Source organism: Planctomycetaceae bacterium, from assembly GCA_041398785.1.
GTDB lineage: Bacteria > Planctomycetota > Planctomycetia > Planctomycetales > Planctomycetaceae > JAWKUA01.
Map to the genome: position 1 here is coordinate 60,248 of JAWKUA010000024.1, position 19,417 is coordinate 79,664.

17 protein-coding genes are annotated in these 19,417 nt (G+C 60.6%); 6 read left to right on the top strand and 11 right to left on the bottom strand.

From position 1 onward, the window contains the following. Positions 1 to 14: 14 nt before the first annotated feature. Positions 15 to 1,106 carry an NAD-dependent epimerase/dehydratase family protein gene (locus tag R3C19_22745; GenBank protein ID MEZ6063174.1) on the bottom strand — a complete coding sequence of 364 codons (1,092 nt, stop codon included), beginning with the start codon at positions 1,104 to 1,106 and terminating at the stop codon, positions 15 to 17. A gap of 790 nt (positions 1,107 to 1,896) precedes the next feature. Here R3C19_22745 and R3C19_22750 point away from each other — a divergent pair. From R3C19_22750 to R3C19_22770, 5 genes are all read left to right on the top strand, one after another. Next, complete coding sequence (locus R3C19_22750) at positions 1,897 to 2,397, top strand: CBS domain-containing protein (GenBank protein ID MEZ6063175.1); 501 nt, start codon at positions 1,897 to 1,899, stop codon at positions 2,395 to 2,397. A 1-nt stretch (position 2,398) separates the two neighbouring features. Beyond that, positions 2,399 to 2,887 (top strand): CBS domain-containing protein, encoded by a 489-nt coding sequence (locus R3C19_22755; GenBank protein MEZ6063176.1) that lies wholly within the window; start codon positions 2,399 to 2,401, stop codon positions 2,885 to 2,887. A 572-nt stretch (positions 2,888 to 3,459) separates the two neighbouring features. Continuing rightward, positions 3,460 to 6,270, top strand: a complete 2,811-nt coding sequence (locus tag R3C19_22760; protein ID MEZ6063177.1) for an alpha/beta hydrolase-fold protein — start codon at positions 3,460 to 3,462, stop codon at positions 6,268 to 6,270. A 378-nt stretch (positions 6,271 to 6,648) separates the two neighbouring features. Continuing rightward, complete coding sequence (locus R3C19_22765; protein ID MEZ6063178.1) at positions 6,649 to 6,945, top strand: hypothetical protein; 297 nt, start codon at positions 6,649 to 6,651, stop codon at positions 6,943 to 6,945. Between the two features lie 36 nt (positions 6,946 to 6,981). Continuing rightward, complete coding sequence (locus R3C19_22770; protein ID MEZ6063179.1) at positions 6,982 to 7,833, top strand: (5-formylfuran-3-yl)methyl phosphate synthase; 852 nt, start codon at positions 6,982 to 6,984, stop codon at positions 7,831 to 7,833. A 381-nt stretch (positions 7,834 to 8,214) separates the two neighbouring features. On the opposite strand, the gene R3C19_22775 is transcribed toward R3C19_22770, so the two are convergent. Continuing rightward, positions 8,215 to 8,556, bottom strand: a complete 342-nt coding sequence (locus tag R3C19_22775; GenBank protein MEZ6063180.1) for a hypothetical protein — start codon at positions 8,554 to 8,556, stop codon at positions 8,215 to 8,217. Between the two features lie 479 nt (positions 8,557 to 9,035). Between R3C19_22775 and R3C19_22780 the strand changes: the two genes are divergently transcribed. After that, positions 9,036 to 11,063 carry a glycosyltransferase family 39 protein gene (locus R3C19_22780; protein ID MEZ6063181.1) on the top strand — a complete coding sequence of 676 codons (2,028 nt, stop codon included), beginning with the start codon at positions 9,036 to 9,038 and terminating at the stop codon, positions 11,061 to 11,063. 492 nt (positions 11,064 to 11,555) lie between these two features. On the opposite strand, the gene R3C19_22785 is transcribed toward R3C19_22780, so the two are convergent. The 9 genes from R3C19_22785 to R3C19_22825 form a co-directional block, all read right to left on the bottom strand. Beyond that, positions 11,556 to 12,293: a hypothetical protein gene (locus R3C19_22785; GenBank protein MEZ6063182.1), complete on the bottom strand. Its 738-nt coding sequence runs from the start codon at positions 12,291 to 12,293 to the stop codon at positions 11,556 to 11,558. A gap of 114 nt (positions 12,294 to 12,407) precedes the next feature. Continuing rightward, entirely contained in the window at positions 12,408 to 12,914 is a 507-nt protein-coding gene (locus tag R3C19_22790) for a PIN domain-containing protein (protein ID MEZ6063183.1), read from the bottom strand. Further along, positions 12,904 to 13,203, bottom strand: a complete 300-nt coding sequence (locus R3C19_22795) for a hypothetical protein (protein MEZ6063184.1) — start codon at positions 13,201 to 13,203, stop codon at positions 12,904 to 12,906. Before R3C19_22795 ends, R3C19_22790 begins: the two co-directional genes overlap by 11 nt. A gap of 173 nt (positions 13,204 to 13,376) precedes the next feature. Further along, the gene (locus R3C19_22800) at positions 13,377 to 14,801 is read right to left on the bottom strand and encodes a class II fumarate hydratase (GenBank protein MEZ6063185.1); all 1,425 of its coding nucleotides are present in this window, start codon (positions 14,799 to 14,801) and stop codon (positions 13,377 to 13,379) included. Positions 14,802 to 15,156: 355 nt separating this feature from the next. Further along, positions 15,157 to 16,071, bottom strand: coding sequence for an FHA domain-containing protein (locus R3C19_22805; protein MEZ6063186.1), 915 nt, complete (start codon positions 16,069 to 16,071; stop codon positions 15,157 to 15,159). Positions 16,072 to 16,173: 102 nt separating this feature from the next. After that, the gene (locus R3C19_22810) at positions 16,174 to 17,361 is read right to left on the bottom strand and encodes a hypothetical protein (GenBank protein ID MEZ6063187.1); all 1,188 of its coding nucleotides are present in this window, start codon (positions 17,359 to 17,361) and stop codon (positions 16,174 to 16,176) included. Positions 17,362 to 17,469: 108 nt separating this feature from the next. Further along, on the bottom strand, positions 17,470 to 17,808 hold the full coding sequence (locus tag R3C19_22815) for a hypothetical protein (GenBank protein MEZ6063188.1): 339 nt from the start codon (positions 17,806 to 17,808) through the stop codon (positions 17,470 to 17,472). Further along, positions 17,801 to 18,568 (bottom strand): hypothetical protein, encoded by a 768-nt coding sequence (locus tag R3C19_22820; protein ID MEZ6063189.1) that lies wholly within the window; start codon positions 18,566 to 18,568, stop codon positions 17,801 to 17,803. Before R3C19_22820 ends, R3C19_22815 begins: the two co-directional genes overlap by 8 nt. Before the next feature lie 27 nt (positions 18,569 to 18,595). After that, on the bottom strand, positions 18,596 to 19,417 hold an 822-nt coding region (locus R3C19_22825), incomplete at its 5' end, for a DUF4150 domain-containing protein (GenBank protein MEZ6063190.1).

A 19,417-nucleotide genomic window follows, 5' to 3' on the forward strand; every position in this document is an offset into this window, starting at 1 on the left:
CGGCTGAACCATGTTCATTCCGCGGCCACTTCGCCGGACGGTGAAGTCGCTTGCGGCCGATGCTTTTCCGGAAGCTCGGCGGGCTGCCAGCTTGGAGGCAGGCCATCGGTGATTTCGATGTTGTCGAACGACTGGCTCCGGCGAGCCCCCACGCTGCGCACCCACGTTGCCATCCGACGGATACCGTCGGCCAGCGACGTTTCCGGAACCGCGCCAAAGACTTCGTCGCAGCGAGAATGGTCGGACCAGGCAATCTGAACCTCGTTTCGCGGCGGCAGGAATTCCAGATTCGGCGTCACGCCAAATTCCCGCGACACGATCTCGGCCAGATCCTTCACGCTGACCGGAGTACTGGCTCCGACGTTGAACACTGCATTCCGGCTCGCCGCAACAAACGGTGAGCCGATGATGGCGGGAATCAGGTCGCCGACATAACTGAACGCGCGCTGCTGGCTGCCGTCGCCGAAAACGGGCAGCGACAGGTTCTGCAGAATTCGATTCATGAAGATGCCGACGACGTTACGGTAACGGTCGCCGATGTTCTGAAACTCGCCATACACGTTGTGAGGCCGGAAGATAGTGAACGGAAGGCCGAACATGCGTTCCGCCGCCTTCAGGTCCATTTCCACAGCCAGCTTGGAGATGCCATATGGATCTTCCGGTTCCGGCACCGTGGCTTCCGTCATCGGCACCTGAGCACTGCCGTAGACCGCGATCGAACTTGTGAACACGAACCGTTCAACCTGATGCCGGACCGACGCGTTAATCAGATTTACGCTGCCGATCAGGTTGTTGGAATAATTGAACCGCCGAATAAAGTGACTCAGCCCTTCCGCGGCGTAAGCTGCCAGGTGAAAGACAAACCGAATCGTGTGTTCGCGAAAGATGCGGTCGACCGCTGCGTCGTCCAGAATGCTGCCCTGAACGAACTCAATGCACGGCGAATCCGGAATGTTCTGCAGAAAGCCGCCGGACAGATCGTCCAGAACCAGCAGCTTCAGACCTGCATAGCGTTCGTCGTTCAGCATGCCGCGCACGACATGCGAACCCAGAAATCCGGCTCCACCGGTAATCAACACAGCGGGCGGTGGGGATGGCTGAGGCATAACAGTCAGAGAATGTTTGGAAAGGCGAGGACAAACCGTACGTGCGGCAGTTTGTCGCAGATCGACCGACACGACGCCAGCCGCTGAACGCTCGCCCCTGATTCTCGACCCCGTAGCTGCCGCAGCCTGCGACCGACGCTTTGGAGTGTGATGATCCGGCATCGTTTTGGTTTTCACTTTGGAGTGCGATGCCCCGGCATCGCTTTGGATTGCGGGGAATCGTCGAATTCGGAACCGTCGTTCGGTTCATTTGAAATCGTCGCTCGCCGAGGGAAACCAAAGCGGTGACCAGTCACCGCACTCCAAAAGTGTCGAGGGCTCGGCACTTTGGAGTGCGATGCCCCGGCATCGCTTTGGATTGCGGAGAATCGTCGAATTCCGAACCGTCATTCGGTTCACTTGAAATCGTCGGCCGAGGGAAAACCAAAGCGGTGACCAGTCACCGCACTCCAAAGGGACCGCGACGAAATTGCGGCGTGCGTTTTTGCACGCTTTGTCGTCGACGGGAGCGATATTGCACACCCCGTGCACACTCGCGCGGCGCTGCGGGAGACGCGTGTCGGATTGCCGGAGTGGTGTCGACGATTCTTCGACGAATTGCGGCCGGCGTTGCTTCAGTCGTTCGGTGGAGACAGTACGATCGGTTCCGCGTGAAGTTGCGGCGTCCGGCCAGGTGAAATTCGCGTCGACGAAAGCAGGCGGCGGTGATTCTGCAAGGGAGGCCAGGTCCGTGCGGCGGCTGGCACGCTTTGTGCAAATTCGACACAGGTCTGGATGAAGAAATGTCCGGATGAAGCCAGGAACTGCGGGAGTTCAAATCATGGGGCTAATGGAAGATCTCGACGCATCAACGGTCAGTCAGATGAATCTGCGGCCGCCGGTGACGATCAGCAGGACGGCAACCGTGCGTGAGGCTGTCGTGGCCATGCGAGCCGCCGGGCTGGGATGTGTTATCGCCGTTGACGAAAACGAAAAGGCCGTCGGCATCTTTACCGAAGGAATCCTGCGTCACGGTCTCAGCGATGGTGCGTCGTATCTGGACGAACCGCTTGAGGATCAGATCGTCGCGCGACTTCCCTGGGTCCTGCCGACAGACTCAGTCCGCATGGTGCTTGAGGCGATGGAGGAGCACAACATCCGGTTCATCGCCGTGCTGGACGAGAACCATCACGTGCTGGGAATCACGGGGCAGAAGTCTCTGATGGAGTTCGTCGCGGAATACTTTCCTCACGAAGTTCTGACGCATGATCCCACCGGTCGGGAAGTATCCGTGAAAAAGGAAGGGGCCTGATATGTCAACTTCGCCAGACGCAAACAGCGGTCGCTTTGAAGACCCGCTGGAGAACTACGATCCTCCCGTGTTCAGCGATCCGATCGAGAAAGCGCTGCACGAACAACCCGTCGAGTCCCTGCAGACTCAGCCGCATACCTGCGTCTTTGCCGACACCTCCGTGCGAGAAACGATGAAGGTGATGGTCGGGCGGCAGATCGCGTGCGTGCTTGTCCAGGAAGATGGAAAGCTGGTTGGCGTCTTCGGCGATCGTGACGTTCTGGACAAGGTGGCGCTGGAATACGACGACGTCATCGACGGACCGGTGCGTGACGTGATGAGCACGAATCCGGTGTTTGTCCACGTCGACGATTCCGCCGCGAAAGCACTGGCGGTGATGGCCGTCAGCGGTTTTCGTCACGTCCCGGTTGTCTCCCCGACGGGTGAACCGGTGGGTGTCGTGAGCCCTCAGCGGATGGCCCGCTTCCTGCTGACGCAACTGCCAGGCTGATCCGGATTCCGCACCGGACCTGTGACTTGATCGGCAGATTCTGCCGAGTGAGTCCGCTTCTGTTTCCGGCCATCCTCCGTCATTCGCGCGCCGCGCTGCGTCCGGTTATACCCCGAGCGGGGCAAATTGAGCTATTCTGGCTCGCGGCATGAAAAGGTGCGAAAAGTATCAGCATTCGCCGCGGCCGGTATAAACCGCTTCGAGCGGATTTGCGTGGTGAGTCGATATGAATGACGTGTCCGCCTGCATTCGGCGGAACTCACCCGAGGAGACGTTCGCGGACCTTCCTTACGATGGTCCGGCGACGTCGTGCCGCACGGCAATCTGAGGAGATCCGGCGAAACTCCGGCGCACCGACGCGCCGTCCCCGGCTGTCCGTCAGGTGCCTGGGAGTTCGGCGATCGCAATTCGCCGAGTCAGATATCGCCGTTCTGACAACAAGGAAGATCATGCTGCTAAATTCCCTGCGACAATTCGCCGCCCGCTGTTCGCGCACGTTCGGCGGCAGACGCCAACGACGACGCGGCGCAACTTGCCATGCGGGCTGGGTGGAAATTCTGGAGCCCAGACAAATGCTGGACGCGACCGGAATCCACGCGTTTCACCGGTCCGGCCAGACGTTCATCACCTGGAACGAAGCGATCAACGTCGGCGGCGAACACTACAACGTCTACCGATATTCCAGCCCGATCACGACCGCGAATCTGTCTCAGGCACAGAAGCTGACTTCGAAGTGGGGACCGCTGGACGACGCCACGTCCGTGAACAAACTGTCCGGTCCGAATTCGCCCGCCACGTTTGTCATCAACGATCTGGGAACTCCGCTTTCCGGCGATCAGGGCCTGTTCGTTCACACAACGGCGGCGGGTAACGGAGGTTCGTGGTATTACGCGGTGACTCAGATCACGAACGGCGTTGAGATCCTGACGATCAACCCCGGTTCGAATGCCACAACGTCGGCCGTCGTCGAATCTCCTGCGGCGCCGGCTCCGGTGCTGGTGTCGTCGGTGAACAACGGATCCGGCCGAGTTTATACGCAGTTCATGGACTACGCTCACTGGAATCCGACATTCCAGGGATATGCCTACAACTATGCCGTTGCGCTTCCGCAGGGCTACAACGGCAACACGGCCTATCCGCTGAAACTGACGCTGCACGCGTACGGCGGCCGGTATGAAGCGCCGCCGGAGGCTCAGTTCGGCTGGCAGGCGATTCAGGTGTTTCCGGACGATCCCGGCGGCGATGCCGGCACGACTCACACCTGGTGGTACGGCTTTGCCGCGGATCACAATTATCAGACTCAGGGGCCGATTCCCGCGAACGGCGTGATCGAAAACTTCACCGAGCAGCGACTGCTGAGAACGATCGACGAAGTCATTGCCAACTTCAGCGTCGATACATCGCGCATCCACGCTCAGGGAAATTCGATGGGCGCTTCGGGAGCCCTTTCGCTGGGAATTCGCTACGGCAACGTGTTCTCCGGCGTCTATGGCAGCCTGCCGATGACGAACTACGCGGCGAGTCCCCTGTTTCAGGAAGACTTTCAAAAGCTGTGGGGAACTCAGCAAAACAACCTTCCCGTCGTCAGCCATGGTGCTCACGCCAGCGCGATCTGGCAATTCGACGGCACCGGCGTCTACAACTGGATGAACCACCAGGAACAGGTCGTCCGCCTGCGCGGGATCGACATGGCGTTTCTGACCTACGGCCAGGGAACCGCCGACACAACCATCGACTGGGCGACTCAGGGTGTGCCGTTCATCGCGGCCCTGTATGCCGGCAACATCGCATTCACCGCCGAAACACGTGCCGGCTGGGATCATACATGGATGGGTTTCTCCGGCATCAATCACGACATGTTCACCGGCGGATTCAGCCATGATCTGGGCGACTACGTCTTCCGGAACGACGTCAGCTATCCCGCACTGAGTCTCGCCAGTGACTCCGGCCCGGTACCGCCGGCCACCAACCAGACCGGCTTCTATAACCTGAGCGTCAACTGGGCGACGTCGTGGAACGCGTTCCATTCGCCGATCGTCGACATGCCGGAGCACTACGAAATCACACTGGCATCGAAGACGTCCGCTCAGACAGCCAACATCACGCCTCGCAATCTGCAGCAGTTGGTCGTGAATCCCGGCAGCACATTTCAGTGGCGGAACATCAATAACTCCACTGCCGCCGTTGTCGCCAGCGGCACCGTGACTGCCGATTCGCAGGGACTGCTGACGATTCCTCAGTTCCTGATCGGGACCGGAGTCGGCAATCGGCTGATTCTTGACTCCGACAACTCATCGACTTCGAAACCTCAGATCACCGCGCCGACCGGTGTGACAACCGACCCGACGCCGACGTTTTCGTGGACCGGCGTTTCCGGTGCATCTTCGTATCGTGTGTGGATTTCCAATCTCAGCACCGGAGCCAGCCCATTCAGCGAAGTGACCGTCAGCGGAACTTCGTACACGCCGACTGCCGATCTGCCGCTGGGACGATACACCGTCTGGGTTCAGGCCAATCTGTCTTCGGGCGGAACCAGCCCGTGGTCAGCGGGAGTCGCGTTTCAGGTCCGGCCGGCTCCTTCGATCCTGACAACAACCGTCGATTTTGAATCGCCGACACCACAGTTCACGTGGACGCCGGTCACGGGTGCGACTCGGTATGAAGTCTGGGTTAACAACCTGAGCACCGGACAGACTCCGCAGGTCAGCAACTCCGGCGTCAGCGGCACATCACTGACACTGCCTTCCCTGGGGATCGGTCGCTACCGCATCTGGGTGCGAGCATTCAACGCTCAGGACGACTACAGCACGTGGTCGCAACCGCATGACTTTCGCGTCGTGACCCGGCCCGTGCTGCAGACTCCGAATTCCGGCAGCTTCACTCAGCCCGCGTCGTTCAACTGGAACGCCGTCGCCGGCGCGACCAGCTATGGCGTGTACCTGCGGTATGTGGAAAACAATGCGACGATCTTCTATCAGCAGGGCGTGACATCGACATCGTTTGCCAATCCGGCAACGCTTGCCGCGGGAGACTACCGCTGGTGGGTGATCGCCAAAGCGGCGGACGGAACAGCGAGCTTCTGGAGTCCGGTCGAAGAATTTTCCGTCGCGGGCCGACCGGTACTGTTCGGACCGTCCGGATCAACCACGGACACGACGCCAACCTTCACCTGGGAAGCATTCGGCGGAGCAGTCCGCTACATCCTGCACGTCTCCAGCCTTGACGGAGCCGGCGTGGTGATTCGGGAAGACTTCCTGACCGCGACATCGTTCACGGCACCGACGCCCCTCGCGTCCGGAAGTTATCGCTGGTGGGTCCAGGCCGTCAGCGGCAGCGGTCAGTTCAGCTTCTGGAGCATCGCACAGGACTTCACCATCGCGTGAGAATGGTCCGTTCGGCGTGATTCGAAGATTGCCGAGCGCAATTCGTCAATCACTGGCTGACAACGCGACCGGTCTGCAGCGATCGGACCTCATCGCCTGCGACTACCGTTTCGGGGCATCTCTTCATCGCCCCTACATGCGTTATACCGCGAGCGGGGCAGAATGAGACATTCGGGCTCGCGGGAGTAAGAAGCGCGAAAAATATCGGCGTCCGCCGCGGCCAGTATAATTCCAGCATCTTTCCAAAAAGTCGCAGAAACCGGGTCCGCAATCGGGCGGCAATGCGATTCCCCGGGGGACCGACCTTCGGGTTTGGATGCGAATTCGAACGCCTGATTCTGCAAGTTTGTGCCCGCTTTTTAGTGGACGAGGTCTGCGATGTGCAGTTTTGAATCCGTCAGTCAGCAAACGACGTTTTCCTGTCCCGGTTACCGCCCGGAGGAATACTCCAGTCAGTTTTCCGTCCCGGAACTTCATCACGCGGCGGTTGTCGTGCGTCGGTTGATGCGGTCAAATTCCGTTCCTTCCAGCCGGCTTCGAGAACGTCTCGAACGCGCCGCGATGGTTCTGGACGCGGCGACTCCCGCGGCAGAAAGAGCGGCGGAGTCACATCGCAGCGAAGTGACCACCCGGATCGCGTCCCGGATTTTGATGAAGCTGGGGATTCGTCGCTGACGATGGCGGCGGATTCCTTCAAGATTGAGGGTTTCCGTGCCACCCGGATTGCTGGTCTCCGTTCGTTCGTCCGCCGAAGCCACTGCGGCTTTGCGGGGCGGAGCCGACATTATCGATGTCAAGGAACCAGCCCTCGGTTCGCTCGGCCGGGCACCAGGGACGACGATCAGCGATATCGTCGACGTCGTGCGAGCGTCAGATCCCACCATCCCCGTCAGCGCCGCTCTCGGAGAACTGCGTGAATGGTCCACGGCCAACGGCGAAGCGTCCGACGATCCGCCGGTCTTCGACGCCTCGCAGACAGACAGCCTGCGCGGGCTGTCGTACGTGAAAATGGGACTTTCCGGAACTGCGCCGCCAGCGCCGGAGAACGAACGGATCGAAGACTGGCGGATTGCCGTCCGGCGCGTTCGACAGTCCCTGCTGGCGACATTGCCTGACAATCATGCGGCGCTGAGTTCGAACGTCCCGGCCATTCCCGCCTGGGTCGCGGTCGCCTATGCCGATCATCAGCGAGCGGCGGCTCCTTCGATCTTCGACGTGCTGCAGGACGCTGTCGCCAATCGACATCCCGTGCTGCTGGTGGACACGTTCACCAAAGACGAAACGACGCTGCTGGACTGGCTGACCGTCGCGCAGCTTTCGTCGCTGAAGTCGGAGTGCCGAGCCGCGGGACTGCGTCTGGCTCTTGCCGGCAGACTTTCTCTGTCGCTGATCCGTGAACTGCGGAATGTCGCTCCCGACATCATCGCCGTTCGAGGCGCCGCGTGTTCGAACAGCGACCGCAACGCCGAAATTAGTGCCGACCGAGTCCGCGAAGTCAGGCACGCAATCGCCGCTGAACACTGGCCGACGTCCGTGCCTCAGCACACAGCGATCGGCAATTGAAGCGCAGCCGCGTGTCCCGATTCGGTCTGATGCAGGACATCGCTCGAAGTACGCTGCGGGCTTGTTGAGCTTCATTGCCGTCGGATTTGTCAGGTTCTGCCGGATCTCAACATCCACTTGCGCGACGGGATTGTCATCGTCAGGGCGCAGTTCGGCGGCGAGGGCAACGTTGAACGTCGCCGGGTGACTTCGGGGCGCGCGGTCCGGCCCTCACCCCGATTTTTCTGCTGGACGCAGAAAAATCTCCCTCTCCCGCTTTGCGGGCGAGGGGACGGTGGGTGGCGTTCGAGGCTAAAATACGCTTTACGGGCGAGGGGACGGTGGGTGGCGCTGCGGGGCGGAAGTCTGAGGCGTTGCGTCCGGCCGGATCGGCAGAGTTCGCTACCGGCGGCGCGCGGCGGCCATCTGGATTTCGCGAGCTTTCGCCATCGCGTCCTCCGCTTCCAGAATCTTTCCGCAGCGCTGCAGGATGACAGACAACTGCGTGAACGAAAACGCGTCGTCCGGAGCCAGTTCCGTGACCTTCGTGGCGTGAGTCACGGCTTCCTGCAGCCGTCCCAGTTTCTGCTGGTGAACTCCCAGAGCCATATGGGTCTGCACGTGATCGGGAGCCACTTCGAGAATCTTCTGCAGCGCGGTCACGCAGCCTTCCAGATCGCCGGCCTCCTTGAGTTTATTGGCGGCGTCGTACAGTTTGTCCGGGTTCGTTTCGTCTGCAGACATGATCTGCTCTCGATCTGGCTGAAGGGTTTCGCGAATGAGTTCGAGTACCCGGTGAATTCGAATCGGGCACCGGTCGGACGCTGTCAGCGGACGGTGCTGCTGTGAGCTGCCCGGCGCCGCATCAGTATTCAGTGGTTGCTTTGGCAGCCTCTGGTCCTGACCGTGAGGTATCTTAGGCACGTGGATTCAGGACTCAACGCGCGCCGGTGGCATTCCTGAGATTGTGCGGTATCGTGCGAAGGTTCCACGTGAAATCTCACACGCCGACAGCAACGATCTGCGATTGAATCCGCCACAGTTGAATCCGCGCGGCGATTCGGTCTTCCCGGTCACTGCCTTCGGCCGGAATTCCTTCCGCCGAATTTCGTCTTCTTCGAAACACGGTACCCTTCGACGATGTCACGTCCGGCCGTCTTCGGTCTCCCAACTTCAAGCGCATGTTACCGGTCGCGAAGGCCGGATTCCTCACCAGGCATTCCATGAAACAGTCGCTGTCCCGACAGGAAGTCGTTCTCGTGCTGCTTGCCGCGGCGCTGGGGCTGCTGCTGCGCTGCGTGGCGACCGATCGGATGGCCATCGAACATTTCGACGAAGGCGTGTACGCGTCCAGCGCATGGTACGACGACGCGACCGGTGAGCCTTATCCCGCTCGGCATCTCTACGCTCCGCCGCTGTTGCCGACCATGATCCGGCTGGCCGGCTGGCTGCCCGGCGGAAATTCCGTCGGACCGTTTCTGCCCGGACTGCTGCTGGGAACTCTGACCGTGCTGGTTGTGTGGTACACGGGTCGTTCGTTCTTCGGACTCTGCGGCGGGCTGGTGGCCGTGTTCCTGGCAGCGATGAGCGACTTTCATGTGCTGTATTCGCGGATGGCACTCACCGATGTTCCGGTACTTTGCTTCATCTGCCTGTCCGTCGTTTTGGGAGCCGGCGGGATTCAGCAGCGTTCGGTTCGCGTGATGGGACTTGCCGGACTGGCGTGCGGTCTGGCCTGGTGGACGAAGTATTCCGGCTGGCTGCCGCTGGCGATCGTCGGCAGCGGTTCGGTGCTTTGGTTTGTCGTAACCGGCCGTCGACAGATTTCGATCGTCACCTTGCTGAAGCTGCTGCTGACGATGGCGGCGGTGGCGGCACTGTGCTTCGCTCCGTGGCTGTGGTCGCTGCAGGATGAAGGAGGTTACGCGGCCGTTGCGCAAAACCACCGAGCGTACCTGAACACTGACGGTTTCAGCGGCTGGCGGCAGCGGCTGGCAAGTCACGTCACGTACCACTTCCTCACTGACAGTTGGTTGTCGGTCGTATCAATCGGCCTCGGCATCGTTGCCGCGGGAAGTCGCCGATGGATGCAGCTTCGCAGTTTCACGTGGAACCGGGCGGCCGAAGGCAATGGACCGCATCAGCTTGTCGGCGACTATCCTTCCGTGACGCTGCTGGCAAAGTTCTGCGCCGCGGCGATCGTGATGACGATTGTGGCGATGGCCATCGGTTCGCTCGGGCTGCTGACCTGCACGGCTGCCGGAGGACTCAGCGGCATGTTTCTCGCGCGGGTTCCGTCGGACCTTCATCGACGCAGAACCGAACAGGATCTTTCGCCGGCTGAAGCAACTTCGCGGCCCTGCACCGAAGCCGATCTGAATGCCGCCGCATTTGTCGACCCGCTGCTGGGAGCCAGCATCGTCATCGCATGGTTCGCCGGGATGTTGCTGTCGACTCCGATGTATCATCCGTTTCCGCGACTGTCGCTGCCGCTGCTGGCATCGGTCTGGCTGGGAGCCGCCGGCGGACTGGCATGGTGGATCGAAGCCAATCTGAACGTCGCTCGGCGAGGTCCCCGGCATTCCGATGAGTCGTCACGTCAGTCAACGATGCGGCAGACCGTGACCGTCCTCGTCGCGGCGGCCGTTGTGTTTTCGCTGTACTCGGCCGGCGGTTTTCGACGCACGCCGGAAGTCTGGGCTGACCGCACGTCGCTGCAAGTCGCGTCGTGGCAGATCGCTCGCGCAGCGCTGGACGACGCGGGGGAAGGTGCTTCCGGTCCGGCACTGCTTCCTTCCGATACCATCATTCGGCCCGACAGCGTTCCGGAAGTTTCCGCCGCCGAACCCGGCGTCACAGTGAAAGTCGATCGCTCGAATCCGCTGGCCGACCTGCAGTCGCCTGAATGCCTGATCTACGCGTTCGGCGAACCGGCCGTGCTGTATCATTTGTGGCAGGCCGGAATCGTCGCTCGTCCGGTGCAGGATGTCACCTTCCCCACCGCTCGGCTTCACGGCGAACCGCTTCCCACGTTTCTGGTCATTGGACCGAATGCCCTGCGGACGCCCGGTTTTCGGAACGATTGGGCTGTTCATCAGGACCGGTTCGAACATGTCACCGACATCCATTTTCGCCCCAGCCTGGTTGTGCTGCTGAACCTGTTCACCGTCGACTGGTTGATGCAGCATTTCGAATCGCAGGAACAGCGCCTCGAACTCTACCGACTGCGACCGACGCACAGCGAAGAGTGACCGACGGACTCCCACCCAACAGCCGTCACACACGAAGATGCCACGCCGCTCGTGCCTCGAAGACGTGTCCACCAGTTTCGCAGATGCACGCAGATTGGTGCCGTCATTCCCGCGCAGCCTGCACCCGCGCAGGCGGGTGGCGGGAACCCAGTGCATTTACCCCGTCATTCCCGCGCAGGCGGGAACCCAGTCGGATCCGTCGTATCTGACATATTGGACCGATCGCCAACCGCGCACGCCCCCGTCATTCCCGCGAAGGCGGCAGTGTTCCGTCCTTCCCGCGAAGGCGGCAGTGTTCCGTCCTTCCCGCGAAGGCGGCAGTGTTCCGTCATTCCCGCGAAGGCGGCGGTGCTCTGTCATTCCCGCGAAGGCGGGAACCCAGTGTCCGCGCACACAACCCACTCGCCGAAACCACCCGCCGCTCTCACCAGTGAGCTGCGCGACGTCAGTCCGCAATCGTCATTCAGCGCTGCGCGAAACCGACGTGCTTCGCTACTCACCGGAATCAATCAGCCGTGAATCACTCAGCACGTGATCACCGCCGAGATCCAGAGTTGCGGTGACCAGAACCTGCCGGCCGCGCGACGGCAACAAGGCGGCTTCCGGAATCGGAATCTGCAGATGGAAGCCGCTCGCGATCAATCCGCGGCTCCACGTGGAACGACACTCCGTGATTGACAGACGGCGTTCCGCGATTGTCGGCGATGACGGTTCGGCGCCCGGCAGAGTCGACAGTGTCACTGTCAGTTCGCCGGCCGCCTTGACGACTTCGGAGTCTTCATCCAGCGGCTGCACCACCACGTTCAGCGTCGCCGGTCCGCCGTCTTCCGGTCGCAGAATTCCGGCCGTCAGTCCGTGAATCCGAATCTGCGTCGCCGATCCCCATGCCGCAGTCACCGGACGTCCGGCCGATGCCAGAGAAATGACTCCGGACTGTTCCGGATCGCTCGTCGGCAGGTTCCTCAGAGCCAGCAGGTCGCGGTCCTGTTTGGCCACGATCTTTTTGGATTCGGCCAGTTCCGATTCCAGCCGGCGAATGGATGCCTGGTGTTCTCGCAGCCTGGTTTCCAGAACTTCCTGACGCGAAAAGCCGCAGCCGATGATCGGCGCAGCAAGCAACAGCGGCAGCCAGATTCGCTGAGCACACGAATGCTGACGCCGCCGACGGTGCGGTCCCAAACTCAGGTTCAGGAACGCAGAATCCGGAAGCGATGATTCGCCCGTTTGCATTCCACTATCCACTGGTGAGCTTGTGCGAGAGCGGTGCAGGCTACCGGAAATCGCAAAAACGCCGCAAGACGAGTCGGGGCGCCAGGAATGCCGATGCAGCCAGCGCCTGGCGGATCATTGCCAACCCAGCGGCCGAAGGTGATTGAAGTTGATGGCGTCCACTTCAAGACTGCCCAGCAGCACGAACAGCGGCAAGTCCGCCGTTATCACCAGGAAGCGGTCTTTGGCACACACTGCGATGCCTGAATCCGTGAGGCCGAAGCGAGTAAACGGAGGGCTGTTGCAAATATCCTTCGATGCCAGCGACTCTTCGCTGCTTCGTGAAATGACCTCGACCAGTTGGGAAAAGACGGGATGCTTTTCCTGCTGGTGAAAGTTCCCGCAGAGATTACTCACTTCGGTCAGAATGTGAGGAGTTGTGACGAGTCGTTCAAACTTCGAAAGAAGGCGTGTCAGCAGCACGAAATCCTGCTTCTCGAACGCATTCGTCCGTTTGAAAGACTCGATCCTTTCGGGGTTGTAGCAGCCCACAACGAGGAGGATCAGGACGCTGGAATCGAGCATCACTCCCTTGCGGGAATACTTCGCGATCAACTCATCCATACCCGTATCATTCGTCACGCAGTTTCATGGATTGAACCTCTCCGGTCTGCCTGTCAATACAGAATACCTTGTAGTCGCGAGTCGACCTTGGACGCAGGAGCGAAGCGGCAGGATCCGGCATCAATAAGTCACCGGCTCGATAGGGGCGATCAAACCCCAGCGTGATGCGCCAGTTGTCGTTCGTGTCGCGTTCAACCTCTTCCAGCAGAATATTCGAGAACTGTTGGTCCTTGTAAACATCCGCAAGAAAAGCTGCCGCAGCTTCAGCAGCCTGTCGGATGTTTACGCTGTGGTCTACTTGTGACATGAGAGAGTCTCAGCGGCTAACGGTTGAAGTACACTGCCGCTTAATACTTCACCAGACGAGCGTTCCGGCGTCCAGTCGAAGACAGCAATCGCGTCCGTCAGTCGGTGCCTGGCCGCATTCAGAACTCGCGGGAGATCAGTTCGCCGGTTGTGTTGCAACCGGTCCACCGCGTGCTACGCATGCGGTTCCGTCATGCTGAACGGGTCCAGGGCTTCCTTCAGCACGTCCGGCGGAAGAATGTTCTGCTCCGTGCAGAGTTCCCGGATCGTCTTACCGCTCTTGAATGCCTCCTTCGCCAGAGCCGCCGCTTTCATGTAACCGATGTGCGGGTTCAGGCTGGTGACCATCGACAGGCTCTTTTCCACCGCCGCTTCGCAGGCTTCTTCGTTGGCTTCCAGATTCAGCACGCAGAATTCGACGAAGGCGTTCACGGCGTTGGTCAGCAGGCGGATGCTTTCCAAAGTCGTGTGTCCCATCACGGGCATCATGATGTTCAACTGGAACTGACCACCGGTGGCCCCGCTGAACGCCACTGTCTGGTCGTTCCCGATGACTCGCGCGCAGACCTGCATCAGCGCTTCGCACATCACCGGATTCACCTTGCCCGGCATAATCGACGATCCCGGCTGCAGGTCGGGGATCTGCACTTCGTAAAAACCACAGCGAGGCCCGGACCCCAGCCAGCGAATGTTGTTGCTGACGTTGAACAGCGTCGTGGCGATGGTCTTCAACTGAGCGTGACATTCAACCAGGCCGTCTCGCTGAGCATTCGCTTCGAAGTGGTCGGCCGCTTCGACAAACGGCACGCCGGTTTCCTTTGCCAGCACTTTCGCCACGCGGGCGCCGAATTCCGGATGCGTGTTGATTCCCGAGCCGACCGCCGTGCCTCCGACCGGCAGTTCCAGCACCGCTTCCATCGCGCGAGTGGCCCGGTTGACGGACAGGGAAAGCTGTCGCGCAAATCCGCCGAATTCCTGTCCCAGCCGCAGCGGCGTCGCGTCGGCAAGATGAGTCCGGCCGATCTTGATGATCCGGTCCCAGTCCTTCGCCTTCGTCTGCAGTTCGTCGCGGAAACGGTCCAGCGCCGGGATCAGATCGCTGTGAATCGACGTCGCCACCGCCACATGAATCGCCGTCGGAAACGTGTCGTTGGTGCTCTGGCCCATGTTCACGTGATCGTTGGGATGCACGGGCTTTTCCGCGGTGAAGCGGTCGCCGTCGAGGATCTCTATCGCGCGATTGCTGATCACTTCGTTGGCGTTCATGTTGCTGGACGTGCCGGATCCGGTTTGAAACACGTCGATCGGAAACTGGTCGTCCAGCGTTCCCTCGGCCACATCCTGACATGCCTGCAGGAGTGCATCAACCTGTTCCTTAGTGAGCGGATTCTTGCCGGTCCCCGTCAGCTTGCCGAGATCTTGATTCGCCGTGGCACAGGCGAACTTGACGCGGCCCATCGCATGAATCATCTCCGGCGGAAGTTCCCAGCCGCTGATCGGGAAGTTCTCCACGGCTCGCTGCGTCTGAGCACCGTAGTAGGCTTCGGCGGGCACCTGAACGTCGCCCATCGAATCAGTTTCATTTCGGAATTCTGACATGTCGGTTCCCGCGCAGAATGAGTAACAGTGTGTTCAACGCGGCGGATGATATCGCGCGAGAACCGATTGGCAACGCGGCCCGGCACAATGACGGAAGCGTCATGCACCAAAGCATCACCCCGAAACCACCCGCCGATCGCGCCAGCGAGCTGCGCGACGTCAGTCCGCACTCATCACCGCCGAACACGCAATTCGCGCCCGAACACGCAATGCGAGCCCGATCACTGCGAAAGCGGATTGACGTCGCGCTGCTCGCCGAAACCACCCGCCAATCACACAAGCGAGTTGCGCGACATGAGTCCGCACTCGTCACCGCCGAACGTGCAGCGCGCGCCCGATCACCGGAACGCGGAATTCACGCTGCGGAGTCGCTCAGTCCGAATTCGTCGATGTCGACGTCTGCCTTTGTGAACATTACCCACTCGTGCTGGCCGCCGTGAGGCGCGAACATCAACGCTCGGAATGGAGCCATCAGCTTTTCAGCAAGGTGTCGGGACCCCTTCGTCAGCGTCATTTCCATAACGCTCGGGCGAGCGAACCAGGCCAGACAGATCTTTGCGTTCTTCAGGCACGATTCGAAATCTGCTTCCGCAACGGCGCAGATGACCGCATCGCTGGTTCGCAGAGCCTCAAAGATCTGCAGTTTCTGCGCCGTGGAGGCTTTGCTGACGGCGTGCAGAGAATACACGTCGCGGACTTCATCCGGAGCGTGCGAATACAGATCTTCGCCGGCGAAGTCAGGCGGGCGGCCGGTCAGACCGGCGTACAGAAAGTTCGCAAACAGAAACGCACCGTGCCGGTCACAAAGCTTCTGCACAACTCCGGCTGCCGACCATGCCGGATCCGCAGGCACATAACGTCGCAGGCATCCGTTCACATCGGCGGAGATCAGTACCTGCCGGATCACGGAGTCTTCAGCCGATTCAGGCGCAGCAGCCACGTCCCGAACTTCCACGCGCAACTGCTGTTCGGTCGTGACAACAAACCGGTCGATGCCGATTTCGATCGTGTCGCCGCGTTCCAGTTCGATGATGCTGTCCAGCGGCTGGCCGTTCAGAACGACAATTCTTCGGCTGCCGGTCAGGCTTTCGGCCAGAAAGCGGTCAGTATCCTGCCACACGCGCAGGCAAACCTGCGGCAGCGCGGGATGCGGAGTCAGTTGCACATCCGCACCGGCCGCCGTTCCGAAATGCAGCGAATGCCACGCCGCCAGCGGGATGACTTCCAGCAGTTCTGACAGCGGACCGACTCGATGAATTTGCAGGGTCATGAACGTCTGATTTTCGGTAAGGAATTCGCGGGAAGGGCGGACATCGGAACTGCGGGACTTCGGCTCCGCCGCGGAGCAGTGGTCGGAGAGTGGCGATTTTGGCTACAAGGCCGCCGGCAATGTTGCCCATTTCGGAGTGCGATGAAGTTCCGGCCAGGTTTCCAGTTCCCGGTCCGGCGTATTGTCAAAATCCCGGGCCCGTTGCCGCAAGTAGACATCGCGGCGAATTTCATCGGGAAGCTTGTCGAACACGCTGTCCGGCGGATGGTCCGACACGCAGATTCCGGCCTGATAGCGCTGGCCGGGATCAAACGACCATTGGGCTCGGTTCCACCACAACCGCACCGCGTCCGGCAGCGGTTCACCGGGCTGATGCCAAAAGTCACGCTCATCTTCCGTCAGATGTTCGGGAGGTTCCGGCGGATCGCCTCGCGGAACCGACGTGCCGGAAATTCGCTCCAGCGCGCGAGCGGCGGCCTGTGACGTGACGGGATTGGAAACGGCGTCGATGATGTCCGGCAGCAGTTCGGCCGCTCCCAGAATTCCTATCGCGTCGGTGGCGGCCGACGCGGTCGCTTCTCGAGACGCCAACTGCCGCAGCAGACCGTGGTCGGACTCGTCGCCGATGACTCCCAGGAATCGGACGGAATTCAGGCACGGCGGATCACCCACGGATCGCATCCGGCAGACCTTCAGCGGCGCAACGCCCGCTCGCGCGGCCGCGCGAAGGACTTCGATGGCATCGCCGCCAGCGGACGCCTGCGCCGCCTGAGCAACAATGTTTCTGTCGTGAACGTCGCCGGATCGCGAGAGCGCCGTGATGGTGGTCAGAAAAAGCTCGTCGTCCGCATGTCGCGTCAGCCAGGAGTGTTCGACGGCGATTGGCAGGCGGTGAAACGACAGGATGTCCAGCAGCGCCGTGCGGCAGCGTGACCGGGAACCGCTGAGCCGCTGCTGCAGGACTTCGACAAGCGGCCCGATGGCTGCCAGCCGCAATCCGCGACGAATGCCTTCCCATTGTTCGGCGTCATCGGGCAGAGCTGCGGTGGCGTTCGCGACGAATTCCGCGTCACCGATTTCCATGGCCAGCAGCGCTGCAGCGGCCGTTTCGCCGGCGGACTCCGCGTCGGTCAGAAGTCGGCCGAAAAGCTGATGTGCAGCGGACACATTCAGAGCCAGAGCTTTCAGATTCGCTTTCGCCCGCGCCGCGCGCAGGCTGTTGAACGGCAGCGAATCAAGCTGGTCAGCCAGAATGCTGAAATGCTCACGAATCACCCAGTCGGTCATCATTCACGTATTTTGAGCGTAAAAGGATCGGTTGCGGCCACACAAACCCGGCCGGCGAAGACTCAGCGGTCTGACAGCATCGGAAACGAGTGCTCAATCACATCGGAGAATTCAGAAGGGAACGAATCTCGGCCCGAAATCTTCTTCCGGGTCAGAGACCGGACGGCCCACGAGGTGCTCATAGAGAAAATCCAGGCGCTGCGGCATCGTCCAATCGTCGTTGTTCAGAATCCTCCTGAGAACACCGTTGCAGAGTTTTGAGCGGCGCTGTTCCGGTGACAGCAGCACCGCAAGGCTCATTAGACGCAGCCGGTCGGTGTCGTCGTCAATTCCGACGGATTCCGCGATCGCTGCCCATGCGGTCAGTGAGGCGAGCAAGAATTCGTCGGTATACCGGCTGGCTTCTCGCGGATAGCGCCACTTCAGTTGCTTCAGCAGAGTCTCATGCATAGCCGGTCCCCTGCGCCGGAATGTCAGGAGCCGACGGAAGATCACGCAGACTTCCGATGTACGCCAGATCCGGAAGGTTCGAAATGAGCTGATTCGCGCCGGAGACAAGCTGACGGCGTTCTTCATTGCTCAACAGTGGACTCAGCCACCACCAGAATCGTGCCCCCTGGAAGCGACAAAAGATCGGATACAACTGCGATTCCGGGCCGTTGGGAATATCGGGCAGATCGTCGTTCCAGAGATTGATCGCGTAAAGGTGCAGATCCCAGTCACTCAATCGCGGCTTCCCCGCGCTGCGAGTGCGCGCGTCGAATTCGTCCGCGTTCACGGAACGGTCGAAACGTTCTCTGGCGTCCTGCTGAATGGCGGCCGGAACACAAAGACGTTTCCAGTCCCCGGAATCGCGTCGGGCTTTGCGCAATACGTTCGTCCAGGCTTCCAGTGCCGGATATTCGTGGTGAGACTGACAGTAGATTTCGGTGAACCACTTCCTGAATACTCCGCCGGGGTCCGCAGACCGTTCGGCAAGAAAATCGAAGACACGTGCGACGCGAACAAGCACAGCGTCGAAGTCATGCTGCTGCTCCGTTCGCTCCACACGAATGAAGTCCCGGAGCCCGCTGACAAGCTGTTGACTGTCGACACGGTCCAGGCCGATCACGTCGTGGAACGGCACGGTAAAGTCCAGGCTGCACAGCATGATCGCGCTGGTCAGGCGGCTCAGTTCCAGGGATTCATCGATGGAAGTCAGCTCACTCATCGGATTTCTGCCACATCGTGAATCGAACTACGGAATTGCCATCGCAGCGCTCCACGCGGCTGCGGTTCCTGTTCCCAGTGCCGCTTCACCGAACGGGCCGTCGAACGGTATGATGGCCGCGGCGACGGTACCCACGGCAAGAATTCCGGCACCGACGATCAGTGTTCCCTTCAGAAGTTTGGAGCCCCAGCCGCTGGATTGCGTCCGCGGCGCAACCCACTGAGGCCCCTTCCAGTCCGCGGGCTGCGGCAGCGGCTTGTTCGCCCACTCGCGCGCGTTGGCCGGAGGCGGCGGCCCGCCCTTGCACTTGTCGTCGTACTCGTCGAGCGACTTCTTCAGGTTGTTCTGCTGTGTCGAAATCTCCTTGTTGTGCCGCATCCAGGAATTCGAACCTTTGGAAAATCCAAGTTGCGGATTCGGACCGCGATCAAACGGAGCGTTCGGGGCGCCGGCACTTCCAAGTCCGCCGCCAAAGATCTGCTGGCTGAATCTTTCCGCGAGTCCCCGGATGCCGTTCACTTTACCGGTCACGCCTTCACCGATCAGATTCTTGATGTGCTCCAGCAGCGCCGCACAGCCTTTTTCCAGATTCGTCTTCATCAACTCCAGAATCTTCTGCAGCAGCCCCGCAGCATTCACCGTGTTCTGGTGATTGTGAAACATCTTGTCCGTCAGCCGGCACGCTCCTTTGCCTTCGAGTTTCACGTCGAACGAATACGTGATCCACGTGGCTTCCTTGATGAATGTGCCGGACTTGACTCCACCGCCGACTCCGGCTTCGTCGCCGGTACTTTTGAAGAATTCCGATCCGTACTTCGCGCACATGTTGCCGCCGTCGGCGTGGATCGT